Source organism: Chitinimonas sp. JJ19 (genome assembly GCF_036961565.1).
Lineage (GTDB): Bacteria > Pseudomonadota > Gammaproteobacteria > Burkholderiales > Chitinimonadaceae > Chitinimonas.
Map to the genome: position 1 here is coordinate 1 of NZ_JBAMDD010000017.1, position 21,309 is coordinate 21,309.

The 21,309-nt window shown below is 63.6% G+C and carries 25 protein-coding genes; 5 read left to right on the forward strand and 20 right to left on the reverse strand.

Features of this window, described 5'->3' with window-relative positions; all coding sequences use genetic code 11:
* Positions 1-164: 164 nt before the first annotated feature.
* From V7714_RS17430 to proB, 3 genes are all read right to left on the reverse strand, one after another.
* Positions 165-587 (reverse strand): ArsR family transcriptional regulator, encoded by a 423-nt coding sequence (locus tag V7714_RS17430; RefSeq protein ID WP_335710854.1) that lies wholly within the window; start codon positions 585-587, stop codon positions 165-167.
* 177 nt (positions 588-764) lie between these two features.
* Complete coding sequence (locus tag V7714_RS17435; RefSeq protein ID WP_335710855.1) at positions 765-1,868, reverse strand: DUF924 family protein; 1,104 nt, start codon at positions 1,866-1,868, stop codon at positions 765-767.
* Complete coding sequence (proB, locus tag V7714_RS17440; RefSeq protein WP_335710856.1) at positions 1,869-2,987, reverse strand: glutamate 5-kinase; 1,119 nt, start codon at positions 2,985-2,987, stop codon at positions 1,869-1,871. It lies immediately after the preceding gene.
* Between the two features lie 483 nt (positions 2,988-3,470).
* Here proB and V7714_RS17445 point away from each other — a divergent pair, with 483 nt between their 5' ends.
* Both V7714_RS17445 and V7714_RS17450 read left to right on the forward strand, forming a co-directional pair.
* On the forward strand, positions 3,471-4,067 hold the full coding sequence (locus tag V7714_RS17445; protein ID WP_335710857.1) for a sulfite oxidase heme-binding subunit YedZ: 597 nt from the start codon (positions 3,471-3,473) through the stop codon (positions 4,065-4,067).
* A gap of 87 nt (positions 4,068-4,154) precedes the next feature.
* Complete coding sequence (locus V7714_RS17450; RefSeq protein WP_335710858.1) at positions 4,155-4,532, forward strand: DUF7793 family protein; 378 nt, start codon at positions 4,155-4,157, stop codon at positions 4,530-4,532.
* A 96-nt stretch (positions 4,533-4,628) separates the two neighbouring features.
* Here V7714_RS17450 and V7714_RS17455 read toward each other — a convergent pair whose 3' ends face one another.
* The 6 genes from V7714_RS17455 to parC form a co-directional block, all read right to left on the reverse strand.
* Positions 4,629-5,057, reverse strand: a complete 429-nt coding sequence (locus tag V7714_RS17455; protein ID WP_335710859.1) for a copper chaperone PCu(A)C — start codon at positions 5,055-5,057, stop codon at positions 4,629-4,631.
* An 84-nt stretch (positions 5,058-5,141) separates the two neighbouring features.
* Entirely contained in the window at positions 5,142-5,819 is a 678-nt protein-coding gene (gene queC, locus V7714_RS17460; protein ID WP_284195477.1) for a 7-cyano-7-deazaguanine synthase QueC, read from the reverse strand.
* A 50-nt stretch (positions 5,820-5,869) separates the two neighbouring features.
* The gene (locus V7714_RS17465; RefSeq protein ID WP_335710860.1) at positions 5,870-6,361 is read right to left on the reverse strand and encodes a GNAT family N-acetyltransferase; all 492 of its coding nucleotides are present in this window, start codon (positions 6,359-6,361) and stop codon (positions 5,870-5,872) included.
* 1 nt (position 6,362) lies between these two features.
* Positions 6,363-7,007, reverse strand: a complete 645-nt coding sequence (gene queE, locus V7714_RS17470; RefSeq protein ID WP_335710861.1) for a 7-carboxy-7-deazaguanine synthase QueE — start codon at positions 7,005-7,007, stop codon at positions 6,363-6,365.
* A gap of 181 nt (positions 7,008-7,188) precedes the next feature.
* Positions 7,189-7,845: a head GIN domain-containing protein gene (locus V7714_RS17475; RefSeq protein WP_335710862.1), complete on the reverse strand. Its 657-nt coding sequence runs from the start codon at positions 7,843-7,845 to the stop codon at positions 7,189-7,191.
* 69 nt (positions 7,846-7,914) lie between these two features.
* Entirely contained in the window at positions 7,915-10,293 is a 2,379-nt protein-coding gene (gene parC, locus V7714_RS17480) for a DNA topoisomerase IV subunit A (protein WP_335710863.1), read from the reverse strand.
* 169 nt (positions 10,294-10,462) lie between these two features.
* On the opposite strand from parC, the gene V7714_RS17485 reads away from it, so the two are divergent.
* On the forward strand, positions 10,463-11,188 hold the full coding sequence (locus V7714_RS17485) for a substrate-binding periplasmic protein (RefSeq protein ID WP_335710864.1): 726 nt from the start codon (positions 10,463-10,465) through the stop codon (positions 11,186-11,188).
* Between the two features lie 84 nt (positions 11,189-11,272).
* Here the strand turns inward: V7714_RS17485 and V7714_RS17490 are convergent, their stop codons facing one another.
* From V7714_RS17490 to V7714_RS17515, 6 genes are all read right to left on the reverse strand, one after another.
* Complete coding sequence (locus V7714_RS17490) at positions 11,273-11,536, reverse strand: acyl-CoA-binding protein (RefSeq protein ID WP_284195482.1); 264 nt, start codon at positions 11,534-11,536, stop codon at positions 11,273-11,275.
* 81 nt (positions 11,537-11,617) lie between these two features.
* Positions 11,618-12,904, reverse strand: a complete 1,287-nt coding sequence (locus V7714_RS17495; RefSeq protein ID WP_335710865.1) for a dihydroorotase — start codon at positions 12,902-12,904, stop codon at positions 11,618-11,620.
* The gene (locus tag V7714_RS17500) at positions 12,901-13,854 is read right to left on the reverse strand and encodes an aspartate carbamoyltransferase catalytic subunit (RefSeq protein ID WP_284195484.1); all 954 of its coding nucleotides are present in this window, start codon (positions 13,852-13,854) and stop codon (positions 12,901-12,903) included. The genes V7714_RS17495 and V7714_RS17500 overlap by 4 nt, the downstream gene beginning before the upstream one ends.
* 13 nt (positions 13,855-13,867) lie before the next feature.
* Positions 13,868-14,317, reverse strand: a complete 450-nt coding sequence (locus tag V7714_RS17505; protein WP_335710866.1) for a GNAT family N-acetyltransferase — start codon at positions 14,315-14,317, stop codon at positions 13,868-13,870.
* Positions 14,318-14,737: a Holliday junction resolvase RuvX gene (gene ruvX / locus V7714_RS17510; RefSeq protein WP_335710867.1), complete on the reverse strand. Its 420-nt coding sequence runs from the start codon at positions 14,735-14,737 to the stop codon at positions 14,318-14,320.
* A gap of 4 nt (positions 14,738-14,741) precedes the next feature.
* Positions 14,742-15,293, reverse strand: coding sequence for a YqgE/AlgH family protein (locus V7714_RS17515; protein ID WP_335710868.1), 552 nt, complete (start codon positions 15,291-15,293; stop codon positions 14,742-14,744).
* 219 nt (positions 15,294-15,512) lie between these two features.
* On the opposite strand from V7714_RS17515, the gene V7714_RS17520 reads away from it, so the two are divergent.
* Positions 15,513-16,931: a cryptochrome/photolyase family protein gene (locus V7714_RS17520; protein ID WP_335710869.1), complete on the forward strand. Its 1,419-nt coding sequence runs from the start codon at positions 15,513-15,515 to the stop codon at positions 16,929-16,931.
* On the opposite strand, the gene V7714_RS17525 is transcribed toward V7714_RS17520, so the two are convergent.
* On the reverse strand, positions 16,928-17,782 hold the full coding sequence (locus V7714_RS17525) for a GNAT family N-acetyltransferase (RefSeq protein WP_335710870.1): 855 nt from the start codon (positions 17,780-17,782) through the stop codon (positions 16,928-16,930). The genes V7714_RS17520 and V7714_RS17525 overlap by 4 nt on opposite strands.
* Positions 17,779-18,708 (reverse strand): alpha/beta hydrolase, encoded by a 930-nt coding sequence (locus tag V7714_RS17530; protein ID WP_335710871.1) that lies wholly within the window; start codon positions 18,706-18,708, stop codon positions 17,779-17,781. The genes V7714_RS17525 and V7714_RS17530 overlap by 4 nt, the downstream gene beginning before the upstream one ends.
* Before the next feature lie 220 nt (positions 18,709-18,928).
* Between V7714_RS17530 and V7714_RS17535 the strand changes: the two genes are divergently transcribed.
* Positions 18,929-19,900 (forward strand): alpha/beta fold hydrolase, encoded by a 972-nt coding sequence (locus tag V7714_RS17535; protein ID WP_335710872.1) that lies wholly within the window; start codon positions 18,929-18,931, stop codon positions 19,898-19,900.
* 26 nt (positions 19,901-19,926) lie between these two features.
* Here V7714_RS17535 and V7714_RS17540 read toward each other — a convergent pair whose 3' ends face one another.
* From V7714_RS17540 to V7714_RS17550, 3 genes are read right to left on the reverse strand one after another with little or no spacing between them, the layout of a single operon-like run.
* A complete protein-coding gene (locus V7714_RS17540; protein WP_335710873.1) occupies positions 19,927-20,301 on the reverse strand; it encodes a hypothetical protein in 375 nt (124 codons plus the stop codon).
* Positions 20,298-20,852, reverse strand: a complete 555-nt coding sequence (locus tag V7714_RS17545; protein ID WP_335710874.1) for an RNA polymerase sigma factor — start codon at positions 20,850-20,852, stop codon at positions 20,298-20,300. Before V7714_RS17545 ends, V7714_RS17540 begins: the two co-directional genes overlap by 4 nt.
* A gap of 2 nt (positions 20,853-20,854) precedes the next feature.
* Positions 20,855-21,253: a DUF6249 domain-containing protein gene (locus tag V7714_RS17550; RefSeq protein ID WP_335710875.1), complete on the reverse strand. Its 399-nt coding sequence runs from the start codon at positions 21,251-21,253 to the stop codon at positions 20,855-20,857.
* Between the last annotated feature and the right edge of the window lie 56 nt (positions 21,254-21,309).

Below are 21,309 nucleotides of genomic sequence, written 5' to 3' on the forward strand. Positions count from 1 at the left end.
ACGGCGAAAAGACTTTGAACAGGCTCTAAAGGCGAGCTTGAGCCATAGCGTCCGGCGACCCTACTCACCGCGTTAGGCTTGGTATGCTAGGCTGGACTCGGCACGCAAGGGACAAGCACCTCTCAGTGCCGCGTCCCACCTGGGTAGGGCTGATCTTGCAGAGACTATGGGACCTCGCATGGCATCTGAGTGATGCCTGCGCGTATGACCCTGGTCAGCCGTCTGCCAGGCATTACCCCAACCGGGCGATGCGGGATGCGGCTTCGTCTACATGCCGGTGTATCGCCATCGGCCTGGGCCATGACAAATCCTTCCGGCCGGACAGGTAGGAGCACACCCAGCTCCCGAGTCAGGCCCTGCTCGTTAACGCTGAAAATCGGGGCTGAGGCAAAACCACGCGTCGTATCCCGCAGGGCATAACGAATAGCCGGACCAGCCCCGATTCGCACCACTTCATCACCCAGCCTGGCCAGCGCACGCGACACCGTAGGCTGGCTACTCCCTGTATTTTCAACAAGTTGCCGCGACGTCAGCGGGCCTCGAGCGAGCAACTGGCGGACAGCGTCGGATTGGCGAGCCATGACCATGAATAAGCCAGTGAATAGATAAATGAATAGCTACTGTAGCTACTCGCGGGCGCCTTTCACCACCCCTGCGGTAATGGGTCCAGGGAGTGGCGCGACGTGCGGTCGCCTTGGGCTGACGAAGATCAGGCATTGCTGGCCTAGCAACTACGCCTTGTTCGGGAAACCCTGGTGCGATGATCAGAAACCGCTACCCGGCTCCGCCAGATAGGCGATCTCCGCCTCGCTCGATGGCCGTCCCAGCACGCTGTTGCGGTGGGGGAAGCGGCCAAAGCGCTGGATCACCTCGCGGTGGCGGTGGGCGTAGTCCAGGTAGGGCGACAGCGAGGGCTGGCCGGCCGCCAGTGCCCCGAACAGGGCAACGGCCTGGTCCTGCATGGCCAGGGGTTCGGCATGCTCGAAGGGCAGGTAGACGAATATCCGCTGCAGGGGGCTGAGCTGCTGGTCCAGGCCCTGGGCTACCGCCTGTTGCGCTGCCGCCAGTGCCAGCGGGTCGGCCAGGAAGGCGCGTGGCTGCTGGCGGAAGGCATTGCGGCAGAACTGGTCCAGCAGTAGCAGATAGGCCAGCAGCCCCTGTGGGCTGGCCCGCCAGCGTTGCAGGCCGCCGGCCTGGGCGGCCGTGATCAGCGCACCGAAGCGCTCGATGATGGCGCCGTCGAAAGCGGCGTCGCGCTGGAACCAGGCCGGTCGGGGGGCATCGGCATCAGCAAACCAGAATCCCAGGATGGCGGCAATCTCGGCGGCCGCATCGGGCGGCGCGGCATTCATGGTGCCGGACAGGCGCAACACCTGGACGGGGTGGCCGGCCATCACATCCGGCTGCAGGCTGTCGATCTCGGCCGCCAGGCCCATGGCGCGGTAGAAATCCACCGCACCACCATTGCCGACCGCCACCCGCACGCTGATGCGGGTATGGCCTGCGGCCCGCAAACCCGCCACACCGGCCTGCCATAGCTGCCGCCCCAGCCCCCGGCCTACCCAGGCCGGGTCCAGATAGATGGCCCAGACTTCGCCTTCGCTGGCGGCGGCGCCGGCATCGCGGCAGGGGCCATAGGACAGCCAGCCCACCAGCTGCCCAGCCTGCTCCAGCACCAGGGTGGTGGAATCGCCTTGCGGCAGCAGGGTCTGCCAGCGGGCCTCGCGTTGGTCTACCGACAGCGCGGCCAAGGCCTCGGCCGGCAACAGGCCGGCGTAGGTGGCCTGCCATGACTGCACCTGTATCTCGGCGATACGGCGGCAGTCGGCCAGGCTGGCTGGCCGTATCAACGCTGCATCCGCCAGCATCTACAGCACCACCATATTGTCGCGGTGTATCAGTTCAGGTTCATCGACAAAGCCCAGCACCGCCTCGATCTGGCTGGTGGGCAGGCGGACGATGCGGCGGGCATCGGCAGCATCGTAGTTGCACAGGCCGCGGGCCATTTCGCTGCCGTCGGGGCCGACGCAGCGCACCATCTCGCCGCGCAGGAAATCGCCTTCTATGCTGGCCACGCCTATGGGCAACAGGCTGGTGCCTTGCTGCGCCACGGCGCGCACCGCACCGGCATCAAGCTGCAGGGTGCCGCGCACCTGCAGGTGATCGGCAAGCCATTGCTTGCGGGCAGCCAGGCGGGTGGTGCGGGCCGTCAGCTGGGTGCCTATGGCCTCGCCTTGGGCCAGGCGACCCAGCACCTGGTCTTCGCGGCCGCTGGCAATCACCGTGCTGGCACCGCTGCGGGCCGCACGCTTGGCTGCAATGATCTTGGTGTACATGCCACCCGTGCCCACGCTGCTGCCGGCGCCGCCGGCCATGGCTTCCAGCTCGGGCTGGCCGGCCTCGTACTCGTCGATGAAACGGGCATCGGGGTGCTTGCGTGGGTCGGCGCTATACAGACCACGCTGGTCGGTCAGAATGATCAGCGCATCGGCATCGATCAGGTTGGTGACCAGCGCCCCCAGGGTGTCGTTGTCGCCCACCTTGATCTCGTCGGTGGAGACGGTGTCGTTCTCGTTGATGATGGGGATGACCCCCAGGCCCAGCAAGGTCAGCAAGGTGGAGCGGGCGTTCAGGTAGCGGGTACGGTCGGCCAGGTCTTCATGGGTCAGCAATATCTGCGCCGTCTTGAGCCCGTGCGCCTTGAAACAGCGCTCGTAGGCCTCGACCAGCCCCATCTGCCCTACCGCCGCTGCGGCTTGCAGCTCATGCAGGGCGCTGGGGCGACGGGGCCAGCCCAGCCGGGCCACGCCCTCGGCAATGGCACCGGAACTGACCAGTACCACCTGCTTGCCCATGCGGGTCAGGGCGGCCATTTCGGCGGCCCAGCGGCCCAGGGCGGCATGGTCCAGGCCACGGCCATCGTTGGTGACAAGACTGGAGCCCACTTTGACGACAAGGCGGTTGGCGGTGGCAATGCAGCTCTGCATGGCGAAGACTCGGCTTAGGGTTGGTGGAACAAAACTCCGATTATGCCGTCATGACGGCACACTACAAGCGACTAAGCGCCTGTAGTGAACTCAGGGCATCAATAGCTGAGACGGATTGTGCAGGCGCCAGGGAAACCCTGGCGCTATAGGTCGGGGCAGCCGGATACGTTGGGCGCTTCCCTGATTTATTCCACACCCCCCGCCCGCGCCGCCGCGCGGGAGCTTCGCTGACGCTCGATATGAACTCAGCCTGTTTTGAATTCAGGACACCAATAGCTGATGACGGATTGTGCAGGCGCCAGGGAAGCCCTGGCGCTATAGGTCGGGGCAGCCGGATACGTTGGGCGCTTCCCTGATTTGTCCCACACCTCCCGCCCACGCCGCCGCTAGACTTGGTGTCTGGCCCCGGATACATGGCGCAAGCTGCCTAACAGCACCACCACAGTCATACCCAGCCTTCCATCAACCTGGTCTACCCTAGCCATGAAACCACTGCCCGGCGCCCTTTCTATCGGTCTTATCAAGACCATGGTCTTCCTCCTCTGCCTGCTGCCGCTGGGCAGAGCGGCCTATATCGTGCTCAGTGGCGAGGCTGTCAACCCCATCGAGTTCATTACCCGCTCCACTGGCACCTGGACACTGGTGTTCCTGCTGCTGACCCTGGCCATCACCCCGTTGCGGCGGCTGAGTGGTTACACCCAGCTGATCAGGCTGCGGCGCATGCTGGGCCTGTATGCCTTCGTTTACGCCAGCCTGCACTTCACCACCTATCTGTGGCTGGACCAGTTCTTTGATGTGGCCGCCATCATCCGTGATATCGCCAAACGGCCCTTTATCACCGTCGGTTTTGCCGCTTTCGTGCTGTTGATACCACTGGCGCTTACGTCCACCGATGCCATGATGCGACGGCTGAAGCGCAACTGGGGGCGCTTGCACAAGCTGGTCTATGGCATCGCCTTGCTGGGCGTGCTGCACTACTGGTGGCTGGTCAAGAAAGACCTGACCCAGCCGCTGATCTACGCGGTCGTCCTGGGCCTGCTCTTGGGGCTGCGCCTGTGGTGGCGTTGGCGGGGAGCCTAGCGTGGCTTTCTGCCATTTTGCAGTGAATATTCCACCCACCGCCAAGGCGGGGTGGCATTCCCTCACAGCTTGGCCTTGAATGATGGGATGCAAGAAGCACCATACCCCTACGTCTGGCTGGGGGAGGATGGCATCCTGCGGCTGGATTACGGGCGTAATCCCCGTATAGACCTGGAAGCCATACAGTCAGCCTTGCGCCAGCACGTCGCGATCTCCACCGTGCCGCGCCCGGTACTGGTCAAAGGCCAGGGCATGGTCACGTCTACTGCCGAAGCAGAGGACTATGCCGCCACCCCCGAGGTGATGGCCGTCACCACGGCTGTCGCACTGATGCAGCCCACCACCATTGCCCGCATCGCCGCCAAGCTCTACCTGACCTATCGCCGGCCGCCCTACCCCTGCCGCGCCTTCGACCGGGAAGCCGATGCCATAGACTGGTTGCTGCAGTACGTGCCCAGGGAGTGAGAGCCTTTCATGCACGCAAGTCATAGCCGGTTGGAACGGGCCGAACAGGCGCCAGGGTAACCCTGGCGCTAGACGGCAGCGCAGCCAGTGAGCCTACTAATTCCCAGCCAGGCCGCGCACTTCTGCCGTGGTATCGAGCTTGATAGCCTTGCCATCCTGTTCCACGTGGAGCACCAGCGGCAGCTGCTCGCCCACCTTGAGCGGCGCCTTCAGCTGCATCAACATCAGGTGGTAGCTACCGGGCTTGAGTGCCACGGTCTGGCCGGCGGGCAGGGGTAGTTTGTCCAGCTGGCGCATCTTCATCACGCCGCCTTCCATCTTCATTTCGTGCACTTCCACCATGGCGGCAGCCGGGCTGCTGGCTCCGGTCAACACGGCGGCCTTGCCGGCGGTGATCTCCAGGAAGGCCCCCGAAACCGGCTGGCCCGGCACCGTGGCGCGCGCCCAGGCATGCTTGACGGTGATATCGGCTGCCAGGGTGGCGCTTGCAGCCAGGAGCAGGCTGGTGATCAGGGCGTATTTCATGGGGGTCTCGGGCTTGGTGAAGGGGATAGCTTAGCTGCCTGGGCGGGCTGCCGGGCTGCGGCACAATGTCGCAGCCCAGGGCCATCAGACATAGGGCGTCGGGTCGGCCACACCGGCCGCCTCGAAGCCGGCACGGCGCAGGCGGCAGGCATCGCAGGCGCCGCAGGCGCGGCCTTGCAGGTCGGCCTTGTAGCAGGAGACGGTCAGCGCATAGTGCACGCCCAGGGCCACGCCGGTCTTGATGATCTCGGCCTTGGTCAGCTTGATCAGGGGGGTGCGTATGCTGAGTGTCGCCCCTTCCACCCCAACCTTGGTGGCAAGGTTGGCCATCATCTCGAAGGCCGAGATGAATTCAGGACGGCAATCGGGGTAGCCGGAGTAGTCCACCGCGTTGACGCCGATAAAGATGTCATTGGCGCCCAGCACCTCGGCCCAGCCCAGGGCAAAGGACAGCATGATGGTATTGCGGGCTGGCACATAGGTCACCGGTATCTCGCCCTCCTTCACCCCATCCACCGGCACATCGATGGCGGCGTCGGTCAGGGCAGAGCCGCCGAAGGCGGCCAGGTCTATGGTGGCAATACGGTGTTCCTTGGCGCCCAGACCCAGGGCGACGCGCCGGGCGGCTGCCAGTTCGGCATTGTGGCGCTGGCCGTAGTCAAAGCTCAGGCAATAGCACTCATAGCCCTGGTTCTGCGCCAAGGCCAGTACGGTGGCGGAGTCCAGTCCGCCCGAGAGCAGGATGACGGCTTTTTTCTGCATGGTGTGTCCCGTTGTATCCAGTTATGGGGGCTTCCAGAAGCTCCCCTCTATCAATTGGCGTGTGCCGCCTCGCTGGCGAGCTGGCCCAAGGCTGGTTGCAGCAAGCGGCGTACCGCCATATGCGTTGCCCGCACGGCGCCGCAGCTATCGTAAAAACCATTGCTCATGGCATTGTCGTGCACCACCAGCCATTCCATGCGGGTACAGGCTGCCGCCAGCGCAATCTGGGCCAGGGCCGCCATGGCGGCCCGCGCCACACCCTGGCGCCGGTGCGCCGGGGCGATATACAGCGCCTGCATGTATAGCTCGCGCTGGCCGGTAAAGGTGCCCCATTCCCATGAATAGATAAGGAAACCGGCTACCGCCTCCCCGCGCATGATCAAGCGGCAGTATGCCGCAGGTGCGTCGCCCAGGCAGGCCAGTTGTAATTGCTCGGCCGTGGTGGCCACCTGGGCCACCCCTTCGCTCTTGCCCAGCGCGTGCAGCATCGCCAGTACCAGCGGCATGTCGGCGGCTTGTGCCGCCTGCAGGCTGACCAACACGCTATACCCCCGGCTTGTCGCCCCACAATATCTTGTGCAGCTGCACCTGCACCCTGACTGGCAGCTTGTCTGCCAGCACCCACTCGGCCAGGTCCTTGGGCGGCAGCGATTCCCATACCGGGCTGAAAATCACCGGGCACAGCGTAGACAACTGGTTGTCCTGCAGCAGATCCCGCGCCCATTCGTAGTCGTGCCGGTGCACCAGCACCAGCTTGAGTTCATCGCGTGCGGTCAGGTGCTGCAGATTGGTCCACAGGTTCTTTTCCACTTCACCCGAGCCTGGGGTCTTGATATCAACAATGCGCGACACGCGCGGGTCCACTGTTTCTATCGGCAGGTGGCCGCTAGTTTCCAGGCTGACCGAAAAACCGGCATCGCACAGCTGCGTCAGCAGCGCGTGGCAGCCAGCCTGGGCCAAGGGCTCGCCCCCGGTGACGCAGACATAAGGCGTGCCGTGCTGCGCCACTTCTTCCAGTATGGCGGCCAGGCTCATGCGCTTGCCGCCATGGAAGGCATAGGCGCTATCGCAGTAGCCACAGCGCAAGGGGCAGCCGGTCAGGCGCACAAAGACCGTGGGCAGGCCCAAGCGGCTGGTTTCGCCCTGCAGCGAGTAGAAGATTTCGGTAATGCGTAGGGAGCTAGACATCCTGTACCCAGAAAAGCCAACGGCATGGGCGGCCGCCCATGCCGTATTGCAACTGGCTGAATTATCTCAGAAATTCCGCTCCACGCGAAGCTTGCCTGCGCGTCAGGGCAGCTTATCCCGTTTCATACCGTTGCCGATGCCGCAACATCCCCGGCGATCGGCCCCCTGTGCTTCACAGGCCTCAGTTGCCCGCGCTGACGCTGCCTATGCCAGACACCGTCTTGCTGACCTTGGCAGGCTTGCCGTAGTAGGTCAGCGAACCGATGCCATCGACGGCAGCCGTCAGCGACTCGCTGGCATAGACGCTGATGGCCCCCACGCCTTCCAGGCTGACGCTGACATCGCGGGCCTTGAGGGCATCCAGGTCCAGCGCGCCGGCACCAGCCGCCTGCACGGACAGCTTGCCTACCCGGCCGGTAGCGGTAACCAGGCCAGCCCCTTCGTAATCCAGGCTGAACTGCTCGCTATTGATATCGTGGAATATCGTCTTGCCAGCACCTTCATGGCTGTAAGCCGTCAACTTGGGTACCGTCACCTCGATGCGCAGCTTGCTGTCATCCTTCAGATGCACGGTCTGCTTGCCATCCTTGAAACGGATATGCAGCTGCTTGTTTTGCACCACGGTCTCGATCAGCGGCTGCAGGTTGTCGTCGGCCTTGACCTTGACCGAGGGCGCCGGGCCGACCTTCACATCAAGTATCCAGACGCCATCGCTGCGGATGGACTGGAAGTCGGTCACCGGCCGTAGCTGCTCCACCACGCGGCCGCTGCCGCGCACTTCTTCGGCCAGTACCGGGGTAATCAGGGCAAGGGCAATCAAGGCTGCGGGCATTTGCATGGCGGTCTCCTAGTTAGCATACTGATTAGTATGTTACTAATCATCCACAAATGCAAATGTCCGCCCCTGCTAGAACCCAGCCAGCTTCAGCCCACCCACCAAGGGCTTGCCCTTCTTGGCCCGCTTGCCCACATAGGGCGCCAGGTCGTTGGCATCAAAGGTCAGGCTCATACTCTTGCCGCCACGGCCGGTGCCGTTCAGCGTCAGGCTCTTGCCATCGCTGATGGTGATGGCCGCCAGGCTGTCGCCCTCGTCCAGCGCCATGGCAATCATGCCGCGCCCGCCGCCCGACAGCGCCTTCAGCTCAGCCAGGGGGAAGGCATGCAGGCGAGTCGATGCCGACAGGCAGCAGACCAGGTTGCCCTCGGCCGGGCTGAAGGTGGCGATCTTCAGCAGCTCTTCCCCTTCATCCAGCGACAGGAAGGCCTTGCCGGCCTTCTGCCGGGTCAGCAGATCCTTGAACTCGCAGTGGAAGGCATAGCCGTTGGCACCTGCAATCAGCAAGGCCTGCTCCGGCCGCGCCGTCAGCAACTGCACGATACGGCTCTTGGCGGCCAGGTCGATCACCGAGGCCACCGGCACCCCGTCACCGCGCCCGCCCGGCAGATTGCCCGCCAGCAGGTTGTAGACCCGGCCATCCGAGCCAAACAGCGCCACGGTATCAACCGAGCGGCACTCCAGTGCCGCCAGCAGGCTGTCGCCTTCCTTGAAGGTCAGGTTCTGGGTCTCGATGCCATGGCCGTTGCGGCTGCGTATCCAACCCTTTTGCGAGATGATGACCGTCAAGGGCTCATCCACCACGGCCACGGTGATGCTGGCCTTTTCGGTGGCTTCGATCAAGGTACGGCGGTCGTCGCCAAAAGCCTTGGCGTCATCGCGTATCTCCTTGACGATCAGCTTCTGCATGGCCGCTTCATTGCCCAGCAGATGCTCCAGGCCAGCCTTCTCGTCACGCAGCTTGGCCAGCTCCTGCTCGATCTTGATACCTTCAAGCCGGGCCAGCTGGCGCAGGCGGATTTCCAGGATATCGTCGGCCTGCCGCTCGCTGAGCTGGAAGGCCTGCATCAGGGCCGACTTGGGTTCATCGCTCTCGCGGATGATGCGTATCACCTCGTCGATATTGAGGTAGACCACCATGCGGCCTTCCAGGATATGGATGCGGTCATCCACCTGGCCCAAGCGGTGCGCGGTGCGGCGGCGCACGGTGGCAAAGCGGTACTGCACCCACTCCGCCAGCAGCTGCTTCAGCGATTTCTGCTGCGGCCGGCCATCAATGCCTATGGCCACCAGGTTGATGGACGAGCTGCCCTCCAGGCTGGTGTGGGTCAGCAGCATGTTGGCAAACTCATCCGGGCTCTGGGTCCGCGACTTGGGCTCGAACACCAGCCGCACCGCCACGTCCTTGCCCGATTCATCGCGCACGGTATCGAGCTGGCTCAGCAGCAATTGCTTGAGCTGCACCTGCTCCTGGGTCAGCGCCTTCTTACCCTTCTTGATCTTGGGGTTGGTCAGGTCCTCTATCTCTTCCAGCACCCGCTGCGACGAGGTATTGGGCGGCAGCTCGGTCACGACCAGCTGCCACTGGCCGCGTGCCAGTTCCTCTATCTTCCAGCGTGCCCGCACCGCCAGGCTGCCACGGCCGCCCTCATAGGCCGTGCGTATCTGCTCGCGGCTGGAGATGATCTGGCCGCCACCAGGAAAATCCGGGCCCTGGATATGGTCCAGCAGCTCGTCCAGGCTGATCTGCGGCCGCTGTATCAGCGCCACCGCCGCATCGGCCACCTCGCGCAGATTGTGCGGCGGCATTTCGGTAGCCATGCCCACCGCGATGCCCGATGCGCCGTTCAGCAGCAACATGGGCAGGCGGGCCGGCAGCAGCTTGGGCTCCTCGAACGCACCGTCGTAGTTGGGTACGAAGTCGGCAGTACCCATATCGATTTCGGACAGCAGCAGCTCGGCGATCTTGGTCAAACGCGCTTCGGTGTAGCGCATGGCCGCAGCACCGTCGCCATCGCGCGAGCCGAAGTTACCCTGGCCGTCCACCAGCGGGTAGCGCAGAGAGAAGTTCTGCGCCAGCCGCACCATGGCGTCATAGGCCGAGGTATCGCCGTGCGGATGGTACTTACCCAGCACCTCACCCACCACGCGGGCCGATTTCACCGGCTTGGCCGTAGCGCCCAGGCCCATCTCGTGCATGGCATAGAGGATGCGGCGCTGCACCGGCTTCTGCCCGTCACAGACATCTGGCAGGGCACGTCCCTTTACCACCGAGACGGCATATTCCAGGTAGGCCCGCTCGGCATAGCGCCCCAGCGGCACACTGTCGGCGCCGGCAAAGTCGGTCAGGCTAGGTGGTGGCGGCAGATCATTGCTGCCGGGCTCCGCAGCGACTGGCTCGGGCAGTTCGTCTTCGGGTTCATCGAGTGGCAGGTCTGGGATATCAGTCATGGTGCTTACGGCTAAGAGGATTCGGGCGGGCGGATGATGGCACGATGCAGGGGGCCTGGACAAATGAGGGTAGCTAAAAACGGCTTTACCCGGCCAGCCTGACTATAGACAGCAGCGGATAGACAAACCTGCTATGCCGGTAGGGCCATCACCAACCGGAGTCTACCTCATGCGCCTTGCCCCCCTGCTGCTCATGCTGTCCGGCCTGACAGCCCAGGCGGCCGAGACGCTGCACATTGCCACCGCAGAGTACCTGGGCTACGCCGAATCCAGTGGCAAGGGCTACTACCTGGATCTGTTGCGCAAGATCTACCCGGCACCGGCCTACCAGCTGAAGATCCGCTTCGTACCGTATGAAAGGGCTCGCATGATGCTGGATGCCGGTTCGGCCGACATCCTGCCCAGCACCAACAACCTACAAGCCAACAAGATACTGCTGTCTGCCCAGATGACCGATATGGATGTCGTGGATGCCGCCGTACAGGGCAGCCGGTTTCCTGCCTGGCAGGGCAAGACCTCGCTGACCGGCATGCGGGTGGGCGCGCAGATAGGCTATGCCTTTACCGAATACGCGCCGGATGTACGCATGGACTACCAGGAGAAGATTTCGCTGTCCTCCATGCTGGAGATGCTGGCCGCCAACCGGCTGGATGTGGTGCTCGACTACGAGGCCGAGATGAAGCCGCTGCTGGCCAAGCTACCCAGTCAGGCCGGTATCGTGATCAAGCCGGCGGTGCTGACCAAGCCCCTGTACTTCGGCTTTGTGGGTAAGCCCCGGGGCGCGCAGCTCAAGGCCCGCTTTGATACCGAGCTGGCCAAGCTCAAGCAATCGGGTGAGCTCAAGCGGCTATTCCTGGCCTACCCCAGCAATAATCCGGATGCGTTCCCGCCTTGATGGACCGGCATGGCCAGTAGGGGACTTCCAGAAACAACAAGGCCGCCCTGTGGGCGGCCTTGTTGCGACAGCACCAAGGGATGCTTATTCCTTGGCCTTCAGTGCTTCGACCAGGTCGATGTACTTTTGCTTGGCAGCGTCTTGCTCGGTGCCGGCCAGTTCAGCCCAGGCGTTGTACTTGGCCGCGCCGACAAAGTCGAACATGGAAGGCTTGTCGCCCTTCACATCGCCTTCGCTGGCTTGCTTGAACAGGGCGTACAGCTTGAGCTTGACCGAATTGTCAGGGGCTTCGGAGAGCTTGGTGACGTCTTCGGCGGCTTGCTTGAAGTTTGCATCGATATCGGACATGGCGTGTTCCTCACTGATTCAGGGGTTCTGGTCGTGCTTGGGTCGGGGTCCATGGACCCTGTTGGAAGCTTGGCGTGCGTTTCACGCTGCGCCCGGTTCGGTATAGGCCAGTCGGCCACCGACCAGGGTATGGCGGACTCTACCACGCATCTCCATCCCGACAAACGGTGTGTGCTTGCCACTGCTGAGCAGCGTTTCCGGCATGACACGCCATGTTGCATGCGGATCATACAGGCACAGGTCAGCCGGCGCGCCCACGGCAATACGGCCAGACTCCAGGCCCAGCAATTCGGCCGGGCCACTGGTGATGCGGGCCAGCGCCTGCGCCAACGGCACCCGCTTTTGCTCGGCCCAGGCCAGCACCAGCGGCAACAGCAGCTCCAGCCCGCTGGCACCGGGCTTGGCCTCGCCAAACGGCAGCAGCTTGTCGTCGTTACCCACCGGGCTGTGGTCAGAGCAGATGGCGCTGATGGTGCCGTCCAGCAGGGCATGCTGGATGGCATCGCGGTCGGTCACCCCGCGCAGGGGCGGACTCAAACGCATATTGCTGTCGAAGTAACCGATATCGATATCGGCCAGATGCACATGGTTGATGCTGACATCGGCCGTCAGCTTGAGGCCATAGTTACGGGCGGCGGCGATCATCTCCAGGCCTTCGCGGGTGGACACCCGCTCCAGGTGCACGCTGGCGCCGCTGTCCTTCATCAGGATCACGATGGTGGAAATGGCGACCGTCTCGGCCACCGAAGGAATGGCCGGCAGGCCCAGCCGGGTAGCGACCTGGCCATCATGGGCCACCCCGCCGGACGCCAGCCGCACATCCTGCGGCCGCAGGCGCAGGGTGATGCCATAGGTGGCGGCATACTGCATGGCACGGTAGAGCACGCGGGTATCGGCCAGGGGCGCATCGGCCTGGCTGAATGAAACGCAGCCGGCATCGCGCAGCTTGGCAAACTCGGTCAGCTCCGTGCCGTCCAGGCCCCGGGTCAGCGCGCCCAGCGGCAGCACCTTGGCCAGGCCCAGGCCATCGGCCCGCTGACGCAGCATCTGCACCAGGCCGGGCTCATCCAGCGCCGGATGGGTATCGGGCATGGCGCACAGCGTGGTGACCCCACCGGCCACGGCGGCACGCAGCTCGCTCTGCAGCTTGTTCTTGTGCTCGCCCCCCGGCTCGCCCAGGCGGGCAGCCAGGTCGATCAAGCCCGGTATCACAGTCAACCCTGCCACATCCAAAGTCTGGTCGACCACATGGCCGGCCGGTGCTTCGCCTATGCCGGCGATGCGGCCATCGGCCAGGTAGAGGTCGGCGACCGTCTCATGGCCGCTGGCCGGGTCCAGCAGGCGGCCGTTCTGTATCAGGGTAATCATGCGCGGGCCTCCGACAAGATGCTCATCACGGCCATGCGTACCGCGATACCGAAAGTGACTTGATCCAGGATGACGCTCTGCTTGCCATCCGCCACGGCGGAATCAATCTCCACGCCACGGTTCATGGGGCCAGGATGCATCACGATGGCATCGGGCTGGGCCAGTGCCAGCTTCTCGCGGCTGAGGCCGTAGAACTGGTTGAACTCATTGGCCGAGGGCAGCAGGGCGCCGTTCATGCGCTCGTTCTGCAAGCGCAGGGCAATCACCACATCCACGCCCTTGAGGCCTTCCTTCAGGTCGTGGAACACCCGCACGCCCAGCTGCTCCACATCTCGCGGCAGCAGGGTCTTCGGGCCGATCACCCTGACCTCGGGGCAGCCCAGGGTGGTCAGCGCATGGATCTGCGAGCGGGCCACCCGCGAATGCAGGATATCGCCGACGATGGCCACGGTAAGGTTGCGGAAGTCGCCCTTGAAATGGCGGATGGTGTACATGTCCAGCAGGGCCTGGGTGGGGTGGGCATGGCGGCCGTCACCGGCATTCACCACGGCCACGCCCGGCCGCACGTGCTTGGCGATCAGGAAGGGCGCACCCGATTCGGCGTGCCGCACCACGAACATATCGGCGCCCATGGCTTCGAGATTGTGGATGGTATCGAGCAGGGTCTCGCCCTTGGCCGTGGAGCTGGCCTGGATATTGAGGCTGTGCACATCGGCGCTGAGTCGCTTCTGGGCGATCTCGAAGGTGGTACGGGTACGCGTGGAGTTCTCGAAGAACAGGTTGAACACGCTCTTGCCGGCCAGGTCGCTGTGCTTTTTCTCGCCGGCATCGCCCGCTGCCACATAGCCGGCAGCACGGTCCAGTATCTGGTGCAGGATGCGCGCTGGCAGCGATTCGGTGCTGAGCAGGTGTATCAGCTCGCCGTGGCTGTTGAGTTGGGGGTTATACATCGGTCGATGCCTTTCAGATGACGGTCGCTGCACTGTGTTTCTCGAATACGAAACTGCGCCGCTTGGAATAGTCGAGATGCTCGTAGAACTTGTGGGCCTCGGTACGGTGGACGCCGGAACCCAGCCTGATGCGGCCGCCGCCCAGCTGTGCCACTACCCAGTGTTCGACCTGCGCCAGCAGCTTTCGTCCCACGCCCTTGCCCTGGCACGCCGGGTCTACCGTCAGCACATAGACCTCGGCATAGCCATCGCTGGCGGTCTGGCACACCTGGGCCACATGCACCCATCCCACCACCCGGCCTTGCCAGTCCGCCACGAACACCGCATGCGGCAAGCCCTGCGCCAAGCGTGCCAGCCGGCGCTGCATGGTGGCGGCATCGGCCGGGGCGTAGTCCAGGGCCGTCAGCAACTGGCCCATGGCCGCCGCATCGTCCATCACATAGGGACGTATCAACACATCCATTCAGGCCCCCTGCTGATCAAACCACACCTGCAGGATGCGCATGGCTGCCACCTGGTCCAGCGCGGCTTTGCGCTTCTTGCCAAAGGTCTGGGCCTCGCTCAGCAGCTCCTCAGCCTCGACCGAGGTCAGGCGCTCGTCCACCAGTGCCACCGGCAGGTTGAAGCGGCCATGCAGTCGGTTGGCGAAAGTGCGTGCCAGCCGGCTCATCTCGTGTTCAGTGCCATCAAGATGGCTGGGCAGGCCCACCACCAGCTGGCTGGGCTGCCATTCGGCGATCAGCTTGGCGATGGCGGCAAACTTGTCGTCATTGCTGGCACCGGTGATGGTGGTCAGCGGCGATGCCAGGCACAGCTCGGTACTGCCGCCGGCGACGCCGATGCGGACTTCGCCAAAATCGAAAGCGAGTACGTAGCCGGCCATGGGCTCAGGCGTGGCCGGCCGTGTCGGACAGCATGGCCATGTCTATGCCCAGCAGACCCAGGGCCGCCTCATAGCGTTGCTCAGACGGCAGGCCGAAGATCACCTCGATATCGGCGTCGACTGTCAGCCAGGCATTCTGGCCCAGTTCGCTCTCCAACTGGCCGGCTTCCCAGCCGGCATAGCCCAGCGAGATGAACATGCGATCCGGCCCCCCCCCCTCGCCCATGGCCAGCAGCACGTCCTTGGAGGTGGTCAGGCCCAGTTCATCCTCCACCGCCAGGGTGGATTGCCAGTTGCCCAGCGGCTGGTGCAGCACAAAGCCCCGGTCGGTCTGGACGGGCCCGCCGAAATAGACTTCCTGCTCGGCCACGTCTTCGCGGCGCAGCTCGATGTCTACCTGCTGGAACAGGGTGCGCATATTCATGCCCAGGGGGCGATTGACGATGACACCCATGGCGCCCTGGTCGTTATGGTCGCAGACGAACACCAACGACTTGGCGAAGATGGGGTCGGCCATGGCAGGCATGGCGATAAGAAATTGGCGGCTCAGATTCATGGCTTCCATGCGGCGAATTATCGCATACCCGCACCACACTTGCCTGTGCGGCAAACAGCCCATGCTCGAAATCCCGCCCCTGCGCATTGGGCAGCGTGGCCGCTGCACCCCCAGCCTGCGCACTGCGGGCCATGTTTCACGTGAAATAACGGCAAGACACCGCTGCAAGCCGGCCGTATTCTCCCTACAATTGCATAAGACATAACATGGACAAAATACATGAAGCCTTACACCACTGCCCTGCTCTGGCTGCGCCGCGATCTGCGGCTGGATGACCAGGCCGCGCTATACCACGCACTCAAGGCCGCCGAGCAGGTGCAGCCGGTATTCGTGTTCGATCGCGCCATCCTGGATACCTTGCCCAGGCAGGATCGCCGGGTGGAATTCATCTGGGAAACCCTGGCCGCCCTCAAGGCCGAGCTGCAGGCGCTGGGCAGCGATGTACTGGTGCGCCATGCCGTGGCCGAGGAGGAAATCCCCAGGCTGGCACGGGAGCTGGGTGCCCAGGCCGTCTACACCAATGCCGATTACGAACCCGCCGCCCTGGCGCGCGATGCGAAGGTGGCCGTCGCCCTGGCGGCGGACGGCATAGATTTTCACAGCAGCAAGGACCAGGTGATCTTTGAGCGTGACGAGGTGCTGACCCAGGCGGGCCGGTTCTTCACCGTGTTCACCCCCTACAAGAATGCCTGGCTGAAAAAGCTGGATCCCTTCTACCTGCAGTCCTACCCGGTCGCCCGCTACCTGCCGTCGCTACGCCGCTGCCCGGCCGAGCCGCTGCCGGCATTGTCGCAACTGGGATTCGAGCGCAGCAATCTGCAGCAGATAGGTATCAAGACCGGCGCAGCAGGCGCCTCACAGTTGTTCGAGGATTTCCACGACCGTATCGACAACTACAAGGTGGCGCGCGACTACCCCGGCATCAAGGGAGTGTCGTATCTGTCAGTCCACCTGCGCTTTGGCACGGTATCAGTGCGGCGACTGGCCAGCCACGCCTGGCAACGCGGTACCGCCGGCAGCCTGTGCTGGCTGAACGAACTGATCTGGCGCGATTTCTACCAGCAGATACTGTGGCACCGCCCCGACGTAGTGAGCCACGCCTTCAAGCCCGAATACGATCAGCTGCCCTTCCCCAACGACCCTGCGCTATACGCCGCCTGGTGCGAGGGCCGCACCGGCTACCCCATCGTCGATGCCGCCATGCGCCAGCTCAACCAGACCGGCTTTATGCACAACCGCTTGCGCATGGTGGCCGCCAGTTTTCTGGTCAAGGATCTGCTGATCGACTGGCGTTGGGGCGAGCGCTATTTTGCCGAGAAGTTGATTGATTTCGACTTGGCCGCCAATAACGGCGGCTGGCAATGGGCCGCCAGCACCGGCTGCGATGCCCAACCCTATTTCCGCATCTTCAACCCGGTCAGCCAGTCAGAGCGCTTCGACCCCGAAGGTAAATTTATCCGCCGCTATGTGCCCGAGCTGGCCCGGCTACCCACCGACGCCCTGCACGCACCCTGGCAAGCCAAGCCCCTGGTATTGGCCGGGGCAGGCATACGGCTGGGGCAGGACTACCCGGAACCGGTGGTCGACCACGCCACCCAGCGCGCCCTGGCACTGGCGCTGTTCAAGCGGCAAGGCTAGGCCAGATCCCAGCGCATCTCATGCTGCTGGGCGACCGAAGTAGCGCCCAGCTTGCGCAGCAACTGCACCGATGGGCCATCGGCATCCAGGTTGTTGAAATACAACGGTTTATCGCTACGAGCCGCCGCGCTGGCAATCAGTGCCTGCCCCAATCCCTGGCAGCGATAGCTGGGGTGGACGGCGAACAGCGGCAGCTCGCCGCTGAGGGGATTGAGCAGCGCCAGCGCTTGCAGTTCGCCCTGGCGGTACAGGCCCACCCGCTCAAACCGCTGCGGGCTGGCGGCCAGCGCCCGCACACTGTTCTGCCAGGCGGGCTGTGCCGTTAACCAGTCCAGGCTGGCTGCAGGCCACTCATTGCTGGCATCCACCACCACGGTCATTGCCTCGGGCAGGGCCAGCGGGGGTCGGGCCTGCAGCTGCAGGCAGTCAAACTGCCGGCTCAGGGCAAAGCCCGTGGCTGCGTAGCTGCGCCGGGCGGCCGTGTTCTCTGCCAGCACTTCCAGCAAAGCCTGTTGCACCCCCTGCTCACGCCAACGTGGCACCAGCCAGGCAAACAGCTGCTGGCTCAACCTTTGGCCACGCGCTTCGGGCAGCACACCGCTGGCGGTATCGTATGCCGTGCGCCGGCCTTGCCAGTCGCCCTGGCAGATAAAGTGAAAACCGATCAAGCGCTCACCGGCAAACACCCCACCCGACAGGCCCGGTACATAGCCGCGCCGTTGCAGCATGGTGTGCAGGCCTGCCTCGTCCAGCTGCATGGGCAACAGGTAGTCGGCAAACGCCGCCGCAAACGCCTGGTAGAGCTGCGCCAGCGGCACGCCTTCCAGGCTGGCAAAGTGCCAATCCTTCATTCCTGCCCCGCCGGAGAAAAGCGCCGGTTCAGCCATACCCGTATGCCATGCCAGACCGCTTCCTTGTTGGTCTCGTTCAGCAGCTCGTGACGGCCCTTGTCGAACAGGTTCACCACTACATCGCGCAGGCCGATGCGCAGGTAGCGCTCGGACAACTGGCGGCAACCGCGCCCGCCCATGCTGACCGGATCGTGGGTGCCCGCCATCAGCATCACCGACATCTTGGCCGGCAGGGTTGAGCCGCCGGCTTCCCGGTTTTCCATATCGACAATGGCGGCGAACAGATCAGACCACAGCCTGGGACTGCAATCAAAACCACACATGGGGTCGGCAATATAGGCATCCACCACGGCTGGGTCGCGGCTCAGCCAGTCGAACGGCGTGCGTGCCGGCCGAAAGCGCAGGTTGAACGTGCCAAATACCAGCTTGCCCATGAAGGCCGAGGGCTGATCCATGCCTTGGCGGCCTTTCCAGCGGGCGATCCGGCCCATCCAGCGCGCCAGCGGCGCCTGCCTGAAACCGGTGGCCGAGAGTATCAGGCCATCTATCAGGCCCGGCCGGGTCAGCAGCAAAGAACGAGCGATAAAGGAGCCCATGCTGTGGCCCAACAGCACCACCGGCAGACCGGGATGTTGCTGGCGGGCGTAGGCGATCAGCTCCATCAGGTCGGCCACCACCCGGCGAAACCCGTCTTGATCGGCAAAATGCCCGCGTTTGCCGTTTTGTACACTGCCACCATGGCCACGATGGTCCAGCGCCCAGACATCGCAATCGTGCTCGTTCAGGAATTCGGCAAAGGCATCGTAGCGCGCAGCATGCTCGGCCATGCCGTGCGAGATCACCATGATGATGCGAGGCTCGCGCCCAGCCCAGTGGTAGCGCGCCAGGGTAGCGCCATCGCTGGCGGTAAAGGTGTCTCTTTTCATATTGATGGTCATGGCAAACAAGCTGCAGGCAAGGTGGCAAAACGCGCAGCATAAACCATGTAATGGGGGCAGGTGGCGAGCGTCAGCATTTACGCCGTAGTGCTGTCGCGGTTTTTGGTAAGCTCTCGGCTGGCCACCAGGGGGCCAATAAGATTCTTATAAATCAGAGGCTTGGATTGATAGTCTATCTCTATACCCCGATCAACCCGGGGGAGCTGCCATGAGCTGGTGGCAGGTTGTAGGCGTTGCAGGCTTGGTACTGGTGGGCATAGGCCTGACCTGGACCCGGTGGGCTACCGCCACCCTGGCGCTGATGCGCCGCCGTGCCGGTTATGTGCGGCACAGCATAGGGGTCGATGGCTTCGAGCTGGTCTACCACGAATCCGGCCGGCGCGATGCGCCACCCATGCTGCTCTTGCATGGTTTTGGGGGCGATGGCGACAACTGGGTGCGCTTTACCCCACATGTGCGCGGCGACTACCGCGTGCTGGTGCCCGATCTGCCTGGTTTTGGCCAGACCGGCTATTTGCCGGGCCAATCCTATTCGCTGGAACGGCAGATTGCCCGGCTCAAGGATTTTGTCGACATGCTGCACCTGGAGCAGGTGCATCTGGTCGGCAATTCCATGGGCGGCTATATCGCTGCCGGTTTTGCTGCCGCCTATCCCGAGCGCGTGGCCAGCCTGGGGCTATTCAATGCCGCCGGGGTGGATATGCCCAAGCGCAGCCCCTTCTACGATGCCGCACTGGCGGGCGAGAACTGGCTGCTGGTGCGTGAACCCAGCGATTTCGACCGCATCATCAAGCTGGTTTACCACAAGCAACCCTGGATACCGGGCTTTCTGCGCGACTATCTGGTAGCCCAGCGCATGACGGTAGCGGACGACCAGGACCTGGTCTTCCACGAAATCTTTACCGAACGTGTCTGGCTGGATGACCGCCTGCCCGCCATCAAGGCCCCCACCCTGATACTGTGGGGCGACGACGACAGGGTGCTGGATATCTCATCCATCAAGCTGTTCCAGGCCGGCATACACCACGCCCAGGTGGCCATCATCCCGGCCTGTGGTCATGTCCCCATGCTGGAGAAACCGGCCGCCACCGCCAGGGTGTACCGCGGTTTTCTGGCCAAGCAAGGCGACAAGGTCAGCCCTGCCATGCATATCGGCGCACCTGGCGCCAGCACGGCCTGAGGCGATCAAATCAGGGCGGGTGGCATTCAGCGCCACTCGCCTTTCAGCATCACCGCCGCCAGCAAGCCACTGGTGCCCACCAGCACCAGCACTGTCATACCCCAGCCCTGCCAGCTAGCCAGGCTCTCACCGCCAGACAGCTGCATCAAGCCCAGGGCCATCAGGGTTCCCACCACTGCCCCACCTAAGGACCAGCGCGATTGACGCTGCTGCCTGGCCAACCGCTGCCTGGCCACGGCCAATGCCTGCGCGGCAGGCAGGGATGGCAGCGGCGAGTTATACACCTGCGCCATCACAATCTGGCTGAAGCCATCGTCCGCCAGATCAAACGGCCCTGCCGTGGCGTGCAGCATGGCATCCAGGGCTTCGTCCGTCGGTATTTCCGGTTTGATCGGCGTCATATCTGCTCTCCTGCCTGCCAGGCCGCCAGCCATGTGCGCAACCTGGCTTTGCCACGCGCCACATGCGATTTCAGGGTGCCCAAAGGCAAACCCAGTACTGCAGCGGCCTCTTCATGGCTTAAATCCATTTGAAAACAATGGACTATTGCTATCCGCTCCATCTCCGGCAGCCGTCTGACGGCCTCTTCGATATCCAGCCGCAAGACATTATCCACCTCGCTGGCGGCGATGTCCCAAGTATCGGGCAAGGCCTGCTGTACCGGGTGGCTGCGCTGATGCATCAGAAACTGGTGGTAGGCAATCCGGTATAGCCAGGTGCTGAACCGGGCGCTTCCCCGAAAACCCGCAATATGCCGCCAGGCCTGCACAAAGGCCTCCTGAGCCAAGTCATCGGCCAAGGCGATATCGCCCTTGGTCAATCGGCGCAGCTGCATCCGCACCCGTGCCTGATGCAGCCGTACCAGTTCGCCAAAAGCCGGCCTGTCGCCCGCGCTTGCCCGGCCCAGCAGCGCAGATTCCGCCTCTGCCTGGGTAATGGTGGCGCCATCCACCGTCAGTCAGCCGCGTTGCCCGACTTGTTACCCTGGCGCCCTTCTATCCACAGCGCCAGCAATTGTGCCGCACCTATGCAGAACACCAAGGCGCCAATGCCGCTCAGAAAGCGCAGGCCCAACATGTAGAACATGATCGCCAGGCCCACGCCCACCCCCAATAGGGTGATGGCCTGAAACAGCGGAGAGCCTTCCTTTTCTTGCTGCCGGGGCGGATCAAGCAACTCCGGCGGTATGGGCTGGCCTCTGTCGCTCAGATACTTGATGGCCTCGACCATCTGCAGGGTGCGTTGCTGCCGAAAATGCAGCACCACAAACACCAGGACGGCGGGCAAGGCGATGGCAGCCAGGGGAACCATGGCAAGCAGCCACAGATGTTCGCTGAAGAATTGTGCATCCATGTAAGGTGTCCTCGGTGTGTGGGCATATGCACAAGCCGGCCTTGCAGCGGCTGGTA

What these genes read in the sequence shown, in the direction of transcription:
- V7714_RS17430 (WP_335710854.1), bottom strand. Translation starts at nt 587, where the DNA reads ATGGTCATGGCTCGCCAATCCGACGCTGTCCGCCAGTTGCTCGCTCGA.
- V7714_RS17435 (WP_335710855.1), bottom strand. Translation starts at nt 1,868, where the DNA reads ATGCTGGCGGATGCAGCGTTGATACGGCCAGCCAGCCTGGCCGACTGC.
- proB (WP_335710856.1), bottom strand. Translation starts at nt 2,987, where the DNA reads ATGCAGAGCTGCATTGCCACCGCCAACCGCCTTGTCGTCAAAGTGGGC.
- V7714_RS17445 (WP_335710857.1), top strand. Translation starts at nt 3,471, where the DNA reads ATGAAACCACTGCCCGGCGCCCTTTCTATCGGTCTTATCAAGACCATG.
- V7714_RS17450 (WP_335710858.1), top strand. Translation starts at nt 4,155, where the DNA reads ATGCAAGAAGCACCATACCCCTACGTCTGGCTGGGGGAGGATGGCATC.
- V7714_RS17455 (WP_335710859.1), bottom strand. Translation starts at nt 5,057, where the DNA reads ATGAAATACGCCCTGATCACCAGCCTGCTCCTGGCTGCAAGCGCCACC.
- queC (WP_284195477.1), bottom strand. Translation starts at nt 5,819, where the DNA reads ATGCAGAAAAAAGCCGTCATCCTGCTCTCGGGCGGACTGGACTCCGCC.
- queE (WP_335710861.1), bottom strand. Translation starts at nt 7,007, where the DNA reads ATGTCTAGCTCCCTACGCATTACCGAAATCTTCTACTCGCTGCAGGGC.
- V7714_RS17475 (WP_335710862.1), bottom strand. Translation starts at nt 7,845, where the DNA reads ATGCAAATGCCCGCAGCCTTGATTGCCCTTGCCCTGATTACCCCGGTA.
- parC (WP_335710863.1), bottom strand. Translation starts at nt 10,293, where the DNA reads ATGACTGATATCCCAGACCTGCCACTCGATGAACCCGAAGACGAACTG.
- V7714_RS17485 (WP_335710864.1), top strand. Translation starts at nt 10,463, where the DNA reads ATGCGCCTTGCCCCCCTGCTGCTCATGCTGTCCGGCCTGACAGCCCAG.
- V7714_RS17490 (WP_284195482.1), bottom strand. Translation starts at nt 11,536, where the DNA reads ATGTCCGATATCGATGCAAACTTCAAGCAAGCCGCCGAAGACGTCACC.
- V7714_RS17495 (WP_335710865.1), bottom strand. Translation starts at nt 12,904, where the DNA reads ATGATTACCCTGATACAGAACGGCCGCCTGCTGGACCCGGCCAGCGGC.
- V7714_RS17500 (WP_284195484.1), bottom strand. Translation starts at nt 13,854, where the DNA reads ATGTATAACCCCCAACTCAACAGCCACGGCGAGCTGATACACCTGCTC.
- V7714_RS17505 (WP_335710866.1), bottom strand. Translation starts at nt 14,317, where the DNA reads ATGGATGTGTTGATACGTCCCTATGTGATGGACGATGCGGCGGCCATG.
- ruvX (WP_335710867.1), bottom strand. Translation starts at nt 14,737, where the DNA reads ATGGCCGGCTACGTACTCGCTTTCGATTTTGGCGAAGTCCGCATCGGC.
- V7714_RS17515 (WP_335710868.1), bottom strand. Translation starts at nt 15,293, where the DNA reads ATGAATCTGAGCCGCCAATTTCTTATCGCCATGCCTGCCATGGCCGAC.
- V7714_RS17520 (WP_335710869.1), top strand. Translation starts at nt 15,513, where the DNA reads ATGAAGCCTTACACCACTGCCCTGCTCTGGCTGCGCCGCGATCTGCGG.
- V7714_RS17525 (WP_335710870.1), bottom strand. Translation starts at nt 17,782, where the DNA reads ATGAAGGATTGGCACTTTGCCAGCCTGGAAGGCGTGCCGCTGGCGCAG.
- V7714_RS17530 (WP_335710871.1), bottom strand. Translation starts at nt 18,708, where the DNA reads ATGAAAAGAGACACCTTTACCGCCAGCGATGGCGCTACCCTGGCGCGC.
- V7714_RS17535 (WP_335710872.1), top strand. Translation starts at nt 18,929, where the DNA reads ATGAGCTGGTGGCAGGTTGTAGGCGTTGCAGGCTTGGTACTGGTGGGC.
- V7714_RS17540 (WP_335710873.1), bottom strand. Translation starts at nt 20,301, where the DNA reads ATGACGCCGATCAAACCGGAAATACCGACGGACGAAGCCCTGGATGCC.
- V7714_RS17550 (WP_335710875.1), bottom strand. Translation starts at nt 21,253, where the DNA reads ATGGATGCACAATTCTTCAGCGAACATCTGTGGCTGCTTGCCATGGTT.